General features: G+C 75.6%; 1 protein-coding gene. It reads right to left on the reverse strand.

Going from position 1 to position 1,639, the window contains the following annotated elements; all coding sequences use genetic code 11:
* Positions 1-55: 55 nt before the first annotated feature.
* Positions 56-1,639: GMC oxidoreductase (locus tag ACIQOV_RS40665; RefSeq protein WP_401056070.1), on the reverse strand; the 1,584-nt coding region annotated here is incomplete at its 5' end.

Consider the following 1,639-nt stretch of genomic DNA (forward strand, 5'->3'; position numbering starts at 1 on the left):
ATCGGCACCAACTCCGGCCTCTCCCAGTCCGGCACCGGCACCCTGATGGTCGCCTTCACCGTCGTCGGCATCGGCCTCTCGCTGGGCGGTGCAGCTCCAGCAGGTCGTGGTGCATCCGCTCGGCGCTGCGCAGCGCGAGGGCGGCCATGGTGAGCGAGGGGTTGGAGGTGCCCAGGGAGGGCATCGAGCCGCAGCCGACGGCGTACAGGTTGGGGTGCTCCCAGCAGCGCTGCCAGTGGTCGACCACCGAGGTCGCGGGCGAGTCGCCCATGATGTGGGTGCCTCCGGCGTGGCCGGCGCCGCGGTAGCCGTGGACGCTTCCCCGGTGTTCGAGCCGTCCCGGCCATCCGGCCGCCGGGTAGGCGGTGTGGTCCTCGGCGCCGAGCAGGGTGAACAGCTGGTCGGAGACGGCCCGGGCGGAGGCCATCCCCTCGCGGACGTACTCCGAGAGGTCGTAGCGGATGGCCGGGCCCGGCAGACCGAGCAGGTCGCGCCGGTCCCGGTCGAGGGTGACCCGGTTGGCGGGGTCCGCGGGCTGCTCCAGCTCGAACTGGAGCGAGAACTGACGGCCCAGCCGGTCACCGAGGCGGTCGCGGAGCTCCTTGCCGCGCAGGCCCGCCGCGAGCAGCGCCGCCGCCTCGGCCTCCGGCGCGCCGCCCGCCCAGGACCAGCCCCAGTTGCCGATCTCGATCCGGAACGGCGCCCGGCGCTCCCGCCCGGGGCCGAAGCGGAACGCCTCCAGGCCGCTGGTGGAGCCGGGTCCGCGGTAGGGGCCGACCGGGCGGGGCATCAGCCCCCAGGTGAGCAGGGCCGGGTGGTCCATCAGGTTCCGGCCGACCTGGTCGCTGCGGTTGGCCAGGCCGGACAGGAGCAGCAGCCGGGCGTTCTCGATCGCGTGCGCGGCGAGGACGACCAGGTCCGCCTCCACCCGGTGGGCCGTCCCGCCCGCAAGGTACTCGACTCCCCCGGCCCGCCCGGTCTCCGGGTCGGCCAGCACCCGGCTGACGACGGCCTCCGTACGCAGTTCGACCCCGGCCGCCCAGCGGGCCTGGGTGCGCAGCGGGGTGTACTTGGCGCCGGTCGGGCAGGCGGGGACGCAGCTTGCGCTGCCCGCGCAGAGCGGCCCGTCGGCGGATCCGGGCCTGGTCGGCACGCCGTTGCGGGCGTGCGGGGTGGCGGTGACGGCGAGCCGGGCGGGGCCGGGCACGGCGGGGTCGCGGACGGTCCGTCCGTCGAGGACGCGGGCCAGTTGCCGGTCGAGGAAGCTCGCCGGAACGGCGCGCATCGGGAAGTCGTAGCCGTCCGGGATGGGCAGTCCGACGGCGCGGCGTTGCTCCTCGGCGTCGGCGGCGACACCGAGTTCCCGTTCGGCCTCGCGGTAGTGGGGTTCCAGGTCGTGGTAGCCGATCGGCCAGTTGCGGCCGTGGCCGAGGTCTCCGGTACGGAAGTCCTCGGGGTGCATGCGCGGGGTGAGCCCGGTCCAGAGCAGTCCGGTGCCGCCGTTGGCGCGCAGGTAGCCGCTGGCGTAGGGCAGCGGCCCGTCCTGGCGGAGGTGGCCGGTGGCGGTGAAGCCGCCGTCCGGGTGTCCGGCGAGGTCGGTGACGTCGGGTGACGGGGCCTCGGGGCTGTGCGGGTAGGG

Source organism: Kitasatospora sp. NPDC091257, assembly GCF_044757675.1.
Classification (GTDB): domain Bacteria; phylum Actinomycetota; class Actinomycetes; order Streptomycetales; family Streptomycetaceae; genus Kitasatospora; species Kitasatospora lactacystinica.